Annotated in this window: 4 protein-coding genes; 1 reads left to right on the top strand and 3 read right to left on the bottom strand. The window is 36.5% G+C overall.

Features of this window, described 5'->3' with window-relative positions:
- Window positions 1–250: 250 nt before the first annotated feature.
- The gene (locus BLP68_RS19625; RefSeq protein WP_091547305.1) at window positions 251–670 is read right to left on the bottom strand and encodes a pyridoxamine 5'-phosphate oxidase family protein; all 420 of its coding nucleotides are present in this window, start codon (window positions 668–670) and stop codon (window positions 251–253) included.
- Between the two features lie 96 nt (window positions 671–766).
- Here BLP68_RS19625 and BLP68_RS19620 point away from each other — a divergent pair, with 96 nt between their 5' ends.
- The gene (locus BLP68_RS19620; protein WP_091547303.1) at window positions 767–1,708 is read left to right on the top strand and encodes a helix-turn-helix transcriptional regulator; all 942 of its coding nucleotides are present in this window, start codon (window positions 767–769) and stop codon (window positions 1,706–1,708) included.
- Between the two features lie 281 nt (window positions 1,709–1,989).
- Here the strand turns inward: BLP68_RS19620 and BLP68_RS19615 are convergent, their stop codons facing one another.
- Together BLP68_RS19615 and BLP68_RS22560 are read right to left on the bottom strand one after the other, a co-directional pair.
- Entirely contained in the window at window positions 1,990–3,315 is a 1,326-nt protein-coding gene (locus tag BLP68_RS19615) for an amidohydrolase family protein (protein ID WP_091547301.1), read from the bottom strand.
- Between the two features lie 389 nt (window positions 3,316–3,704).
- Entirely contained in the window at window positions 3,705–8,444 is a 4,740-nt protein-coding gene (locus BLP68_RS22560; RefSeq protein WP_091547300.1) for a S8 family serine peptidase, read from the bottom strand.
- Window positions 8,445–8,548 lie beyond the last annotated feature (104 nt).

Genomic DNA, 8,548 nt, shown 5'->3' with positions numbered 1-8,548 from the left:
ATAAGTGTGTCGAAACAATCAAAGCTAGCTGCAATAGCGGTAAATATCAAGAGGATAGCAGCAATAGTCTCCTCTTTTATATCTAGTTTTAAGGGAACTTTAGAAATGACAGACTATTTTTTACATTTGTCAAAATTTCTTGCGATTTAACGAAAAAAAGGACCAGTTTTTCACTGATCTCAAACGTCCCCTTGGCTATGTGCTTGGCTATATTTGGGGTGCACCTTACAGTGCCTTTACTTTTTTTTTTCTATGCTAAAGATATTATATCAATATTTTCAAAGTCCAATGTAACTATAGCAGTATTAAATTTGACTTCAAAAAGTACAAGAAATTGCCCCACTTGATTAATCGTATCTTTATAATCTGGAATCTTTGCTATAAAGCTGTCTTTTACATCAAAAATACTGAGGTTGCTTTTATTAACCTGTGCTCTTGCTTTAACGTGTTCATTTCCTTTATGAGGAACCGTTGTAAAAGCTACATTGCTATTTTCCTCAAATTCTTTAACCTTATCATTATCTCCAAAGGTGGCAAAAAACAAAGTTTGAGAAGTCTCATCGTAAATGAAATTAACAATCCTAACATTACACACGTCATTGACACTTGTGGCTAAAGCAATTTCCGTTTGGGTAGCCATAATTCTTTCAAATTCACTCTTAGTACTCATACTGACATCTCCTTTGATTTTATTTGTTATTTATAGTATACTGTTAAAAGGTGTCATTATTTGACACCTTTTAATTATTGTGGAAGGAAATAAAGCATGGGAAAATCAGAAAGAATAAACGATATGATGATATATTTAAATAGCAAAAACTACTTTAATCTAAAGGATATTATGGAAAGATATGATATTTCAAAAAGTACTGCATTAAGGGATATTAAATCTCTTGAAGAAATTGGTATGCCAATATTTTCTGAAGCCGGGAGAAATGGAAGATATGGCATCTTACGAAATAGATTATTATCACCTATCGTTTTTACAATTGATGAAATGTATGCTCTATATTTTGCAATGATTACATTGAAAGGCTATGAATCAACACCATTTCATTTAAGTGTATCAACCTTAAAAAATAAATTTGAAACTTGTATTTCTAATGAACATATAAGTACAATCCGTAAAATGGAGCAAATATTAAGTTTTGAAGTTTTAAAGCATCATAACAGTAGCCCTCTTTTGAGAGATATTTTAAAGATGGCAGTAGAACAAGCAGTTTGCAAAATTACTTACAACAAAAAAGGAACAGCAACACAATTCTTTGTGCAATTCTTTAATGTCTCTGCTAGCTATGGTCAGTGGTATGTAACTGCATTTAACTTTGATACAAATAAAGTTCAAGTATTTCGTTGTGATAAAATTATTACCCTCGATGAAAGCACTGTCTATTCCTCAAAGCCAATAAAGGAATTAACAAATCTTTCAGCTAATGCCTTTAGACACAAAGGTGCCACCGATTTCGAAGTTGGTATACTTTCCAAAGGGGTAGATTTATTTTATAAGGAGCATTACCCCTCAATGCAACTTCACATTGAGGGACAGCAGTATATTATTCGGGGATTCTATAATAAAGGAGAGGAGAATTTCATTGCAAACTATTTCCTCAACTACACAGACAATATTATTTCCATCAAACCACAAAAGCTTAAAAAGCTATTGCAAGATAAGATATGTATTTTAGAAAGTCATTACAAAAACTTATAGAATATGTAAGTATACTATTCTTCAGATACTCCTGATATAAAGGTAGAACATATTGTTCTCAGAAGAGACTTCACTGTATGACCCTGTTGGAGTACAGACAGCATATTATGAGTCAGGTGGCATAAAAAATGACGCCAACCGTAATTGTGAATGATTGACGTCATAAGAATTTTTATTTATTTCCGCTGTCTACTTGACAGTGAGTTAGTTCACATCTTCTTTCTTAGTAAGTAGTGTTACGGCTTCAACATGGGTTTTGATAGTTGCTCATTTTTCTAAGGCTAATTACTTCTTTTCAGCTTATCCAGTTCTCTTTGGAGGCTTTCATGGGTTAACCATACACCCCGAGCCATAGTTCCTTCTACAGATCTAGTATTTTTAATGTCCTCTAGGGGATTTTCCGATAATAGAATTAAGTCAGCTTCTTTTCCCACCTCGACTGTTCCTAATTTATCTAACTGTCCTAGAAACTCTGCTGGGTTATAAGTTGCTGTTTTCAACACCTCGTAGGGTGTTAATCCTGCATCAGCTAAATACTCTAGTTCATTATGTAAAGAGAAACCTGGAACTACAAAGGGATTGTTTGCATCGGTGCCAGCCAATAATTTTCCCCCTTTTTCGTGTATAATACGGACAAAATTCTGCCGTATTTCTAGATATTCGTATCCGCCGTCTGGCTTACGCCTTCTCCACGTTTCAATTTGTCTTGGGTCAATATATTCTAAACCTTCAATCTCATTTTCTTCTTTAAATATATTGAATAAAGCTAACGTTGGAGTATTCCAAACATTATTTTCTGCCGTCAATTCTGCTTCGTTTTCGATATTCTCTAAAGTATAGCCACTTAAATGTTCAATTGAATCTTGTCCTAACTCTAGTGCTTTCCTAATCCCAACTTCTCTTGGCACATGTCCCACAACCTTTATTCCTATTTCTTCTGCAGTCTTCATAATCTCTTCGTAGACCTCCAAAGATAACTTTTCATAGACTTTAACTGCATCATATCCTTCCTCCTGTACTGCTATTACAGCTTTTCTTGCCACTTCTGGGGTTTCTAGAACTTTACTACCCGGCCATATTGGGAGTGGTCCATCCATTATTGGCCCAGTCGTAAAAATTCTAGGACCAAGTCTTCTATCATTAAACTTTCTCGTATTAAGGAGTCCAGGGTTTCCCCACATATTTTGAACGCTGGTTATACCATTTACTAAGTAGAGAGTATCTTCCCCGCCATACCGCCATAGATGGACATGCATGTCTACTAAGCCTGGCATTAAGTACTTGCCTTCCCCCTCTATAATTAGCGCATCTTCAGGAATGTTTACGGTTTGAAATTCTCCTATTTCTGCAATTATTCCTTCTTTTATAACTACACTGTAGTTTTCAAGAACCTTATCCTCCGTCATGGTAATAAGGTTTACATTCTGAAATACAACTGTGGTGGTTTCCACTGAAGGTTCTATTTCCTGAGAGTTTTGATGATCAGATGCATTTTGGCTTTCCCTTTGGTTTGTTTCTTCCTGATTATTACAGCCTGCCAATAATAACAAACTGGTGATTACTATAAAAAACATAATCTTACTTGCTAATTTCATACTCCCCTTCATATTCCCTCTCCTTATTTTGACTATTTTCTTCTAGTCCTTTTTTTGTTCTAATATTAAGTGTTATATTTTCTATAGAACGCAAACATTATATACCAATTAGCCCTATAAAGTAAATACTTATGTCCTCTATTTTGGGTAAGTTAGTATCTAACTTTATTTAGGGATTTTTATATTATTCAGCTGCTGACAAGGAAAAAGTATATTAATGTAATCAATAGATAATTACTTGATGCCTTTATGCGTTGTATAATAATTTTATCAATAAGTTTAGTGGAAAATGTTATTGTTATTTTTTAACTATAGGAAGTCGGGAAGGAACATTCCTATATAACAAATAAAGGAGCATCGCAATAGTTATGCGATACTCCCTAATTTAGTATTTAAACAAATTAATAGTTAGCAGTAATTTTATGAATCTCCAAAGTACAATTCAATGATTCGTACCAATATCCCTCAATTATTATCGTGTAATCTCCAGCAGGCAGAGCTAACATAATGGAGGGATACTTGCCGCTTGAGTCATAGGCTACTATATCACCATTAGCATCGACAATATATAAACTAAGATTAGAGTCTCTGGTGTAAAAAGAGGTGCTAACTTCAAATAACCCTTCTTCTACGATAGTTATAGGAATTTCATAATTGGAGTTTTCAATATCGATATTCTCTTGATATAGTAACGTCCTATTTATGCTTTGGGGGATACTAAAGTTAATGGTAATTTCCTTGGATTGAGCCGCATAAATACTCACCTTTTCTTCTTGAAAGCTGTACTCATCTTTATATGGGTCATAGTAGACCAATACCACCTGATAATCACCCTGAGGCATAGAGTGGAAGATATGTCCACCCTTTTCTCCTGTTAGTCCATACGCAAAGAGGTTATCTTCATCATCGAAAATGGATATTACCCCATGCCCAATCCTGGTCACAGATCCAATTTCATTAATATTAGTATTTACTGTTAATGAACCGTACTGCATCGGTTTGATAGCTCCTAACATAGCGTTTATATCAATAACCCCGTACCCGAGTTCTTCGTTAAAACCATCTCCTTGGGCGGTTTGCTCCAGTTGATTTTTCACCTCTATAGGAGTAAGGTCAGGATACTTAGAAAGCAGTAATGCCGCAGCTCCTGCAACATGTGGTGAGGCCATAGAACTACCCCTCAAGTTATGATATCTACCGCTGCTATAGGTTGAGTATATTTTATCCCCGGGTGCCGCCACCGAAATCCATGATCCACTGGTCGAGAAGTCAGCTTTTGTATTATGGGGTGTGGAGGCCGCCACTGTTATAACTCCATTATATGATGCTGGATAACTTGGAACTCTTTTGGAGTCATTGCCAACAGAAGTAACAAATACTACATTATTATCCAATGCATAATCGATGGCATCTTTTAATGCAAAATCGTAACCCCTTCCACCGATACTCATATTAATTACAGCGCGATATTCTGGGTTATTAACCACAAAGTCTGTTACCGTTTTAGTGCCTTCAATCAAATAGGAAGTTTGAGTACTTCCATTTCTATCTTGTACTCTCACTGGCATGATGGGAGAGTCCCAGGCGATACCAGCAATAACACCATTTCTACCGTTAGCTCCAGCAATACCTGCCACGTGGGTGCCATGACCATTATAATCAACATTGGGATTGTCTTCACCAGTAGCATCATAGGGTGCAATAAAAACCTTATCGGCAAATTCTTGGTGGCTTGTACTCACACCGGTATCTATTATAGCCAAAATAACTTTATCATCTCCAGTGGTTTGCTGCCATGCCTCATATGCATTAATATTTTCAAGTCCCCATAGTTTATCCAAAACTACATCTGGTCCTACATTGGCTACAGTTGTTTGCTCCTGCAATTGATTCATTAATAACAGCTGATCATCCACCACCTGCGTTTTGGGGGCCTCCATAATAAAATCTGGCTGAGCTATGATTATATTCTCATCTTTAAGTAATTTATGAATAAAGCCTTCTACTGTCTCACCCTTCGGAATTTTTACTAGGCTCCATCCAATATCCTGCCACAATTTTAGAGTTTCACTACCATAATGCTCAAGGGACTTTTCCAGCTCTGCAAAGTTATTGGTTTTTACCAAAATCTGCTCAGCATCGTAATTAGCACCTTGATAGTTTAAATAGTCAACTACCATACCACTTGGTGACTCAATATCTTTAATAGTGGTAGTAAATATGTTTTCTCCATTTGTAGAACCAGTATTTGTTGAAGAAATGGAATAGGAGTATCCAGTTGCATCGTACCTAAATAGTGCGAAGGCATTCCCATCGCTTATATCCCAAGAGTAAATGCCACCAGGATTAAGTTCAAAGGGTAATGTATACTCTAATTGATCATATATTGTTGTGTTTTCATGAATCTTCCAGCCTGTAGCATCAAATAATGTGAAGTCAAAGTCTAGGCTCGCGCCACCGTAAATAGGGTCATCGAGATTACCGCCACCACTAACTACATTCCACCTAAATGTAGGCAAGAGGTTGACATCCTTAGAACCGTGTTGTGGGCTATCTAAATAGACATTAATAGGGGGTAATGGCACTACGAATCCACTTATAGCACCCTTTTCATTGTCCCCAAGGCTGTTATATGGCACTATTTTATATTCAATTTTTTTACCGATTTCAATTGCATGGCTAAAGTCATCGAACCTTCCTGTCTTTACTGCGCCAAGGTACTTAAAGTCTTCTCCATCAATACTCCGATATACTTTATAACCACTTGCTCCCACAGCAGTACTCCACGCTAGCGTGTTATTAATAGAAACATCGGGACGAGTATAGGATTCAGTTATATTTGTCTCTTCGTCGTTTAAAGGCATGGAATAAAAACCGATATTTATATTATATGTTGTAGAAACTATATTAAATACAGCAATTGAACCAGGTAGCGCTTCACTAACAACTTCATTTTCAACTGTTACTGGCATGACCAACATCACAGCATTTTCAAATTCGTCATAAACCAGTATTTTAATATAGGTATGACCATTTGGAAAACCAGTTGTATTAAGGTTCACAGTTAACCTGTCGGTTCGTTGTGCAAAGGCTTCCCGCGGGAACCGCTGCTCTCCGCCCATGTAAACATAGGCCAAATAAAACTCATCTCCAGACTTTAGTGAAATATCAAGATTTACAATTCCTGATACTACATCACCGGGATTAATTCCTTCTATATGGAGTTCTGGAGGTGTATTTGTCCAATTGGGATTAAAAACATCTCTTATAGGCACTTCAAAGACATAATTTAGTTCATCCCATCCATAGACTGCTTCAGTAACGCTTTTCTGACCATATATAGACTCAGAAGCACTTTTCCAATAAGCATTTTGTATTCTTGTGGTGGCATAACCATTTTTAGTAATTAATACATCGCCGGGGTTTTCAAATATATCCTGGGTATATATTACTGATGCCTGGGAGACTGGGGGCCCACCACGGCCATGGGTAACAAATCCTTCAATAAATTTGGTATTATCCTCGCTCTCAATTTTAAAGTACCCTGAGCCATTGGTTGTAATCTCCGTTGCCTTAGTAGTAAATATTAATTTTACTGGTTCATTTTGCAGATTTTCCTTGTCATCATCCGCCACAATATATATATCATAATTAGTTAATTCAGTTAATCCTTTTATTGTTACTATAGCCTCTGTATTTGCTATTAATTCCACACTACCTCTTAAATTTCCTAACAGTACACTTCCTGTTGAATCCTGACCAGCCTTTACTTGTGTCGATGATGGTGCATTGGCCCCAGCCAGTAGCACTGTATAGTAAGCTCTTCCGGCTTCGTTGGTCTTAAGGAGTAATTCCATCGTGGTGTCTGTTATTTTTCCGATTTTGGGATAGCCAGTAGCATTTTGCGGAGGACTATTACCGGTGTCACCACTATCACCACTGCCACCGCTTCCACCGCTTCCACCACTGCTACTAGTAGGAGTGCTAGGTTTATAATTTTCTATAGTATTTTTAATATTGCCTAAGCCACTTACACCTGTAGGAGAATTTAACACCAGGTTTTCAACATTAGTACCTTCATTAAATATCAATTTGACTCCGGATAGATTTTTTTCTACAGTTATATTATTAAAATCACCTTCGAAAATGACCTCATCATCGGAAACACCGTCTGTTATAATGATATCTACATGTTTACCATCTGGGCCTATAGCCCCCTTGGCCACTATGCGAACTTTGTTTTGAACTTCCTCTATTATAATATTTTTATACATACCACCATTAATAATAATGCTGTCGGTGCCACCGCCTCTAATTAGAGTATTCCCTTCAACAATCAAGTTGTTTAAGGTTACAGTTCCTTCACCAACTTCTTCAGTAATAATTAAATCACCATTTATCTTTATGTTCTGAAGTATAACACCATCTGCTTTTATGGTTACATCTTTTTCTATTGTTTCAATGCCCTCTATCGGTCCATATAAGCCAGCCTCTTCATAGATACCATTATCATCCGTTAACTGAGTTATAACTCTGGACATTGCATTATCTAAAGTAACCAATGCCTCTGCTCTGGTTGCATACTTTTTAGGTAAAAATGAACCGTCAGAGTAACCGCTCATATATCCAGCTTCAATTACAGCACCCACATAGCCTTTGGCCCATTCTGATATATTAGCTTCGTCACTAAGTGTTAGGGCAGCATCTGGATTGCTGGATAAATTCTGAATTCTTGATATAATTGTTGCTATTTCCTGTCGAGTGATTGTTGCGTTAGGTTTCATTGTACCATCGGGATAACCATTAATATAACCCGCTGCTGCAGCTATTGCTACATCGCTCTCATACCATGATCCTGAAGGCACATCCTCGTAATTAATATTTTTAATTTCAGAGTAACCAAAGGCATTATTTGTTAAAACCATGAACTCAGCCCTTGATATATTATTGTCAGGCTTAAAAGTACCATCAGAGTAACCACTGGCAAAACCTTCATCAAGCCATTTTTGTATTATGTCATTTGCCCAATGAGAGGATATATCTGAAGGTATTGAAGCAAATACTGTAGTGCAAGTCATAAGAATCATGGATAGCGATAATATAGTTGCTATAAAAATCCTACTTTTCCTTCTTTTTAACATTTTTGTTCCACCTCCGTTAATTAGTTTAAGTCCAATAATAATTTAACTCCCTACAATCCAAGTACCATAAATAACCAAGTCCCAGTGCTCTCCTTCCATAATTT

The organism is Alkaliphilus peptidifermentans DSM 18978, assembly GCF_900101495.1.
GTDB lineage: Bacteria > Bacillota > Clostridia > Peptostreptococcales > Natronincolaceae > Alkaliphilus_C > Alkaliphilus_C peptidifermentans.
The sequence above is the reverse complement of the archived record's forward strand: the minus strand, read 5'-3'. Positions and strand labels throughout refer to the sequence as shown.

Coding starts and splice junctions, on each gene's coding strand:
- BLP68_RS19625 (WP_091547305.1), bottom strand. CDS start 670: ATGAGTACTAAGAGTGAATTTGAAAGAATTATGGCTACCCAAACGGAA.
- BLP68_RS19620 (WP_091547303.1), top strand. CDS start 767: ATGGGAAAATCAGAAAGAATAAACGATATGATGATATATTTAAATAGC.
- BLP68_RS19615 (WP_091547301.1), bottom strand. CDS start 3,315: ATGAAGGGGAGTATGAAATTAGCAAGTAAGATTATGTTTTTTATAGTA.
- BLP68_RS22560 (WP_091547300.1), bottom strand. CDS start 8,444: ATGTTAAAAAGAAGGAAAAGTAGGATTTTTATAGCAACTATATTATCG.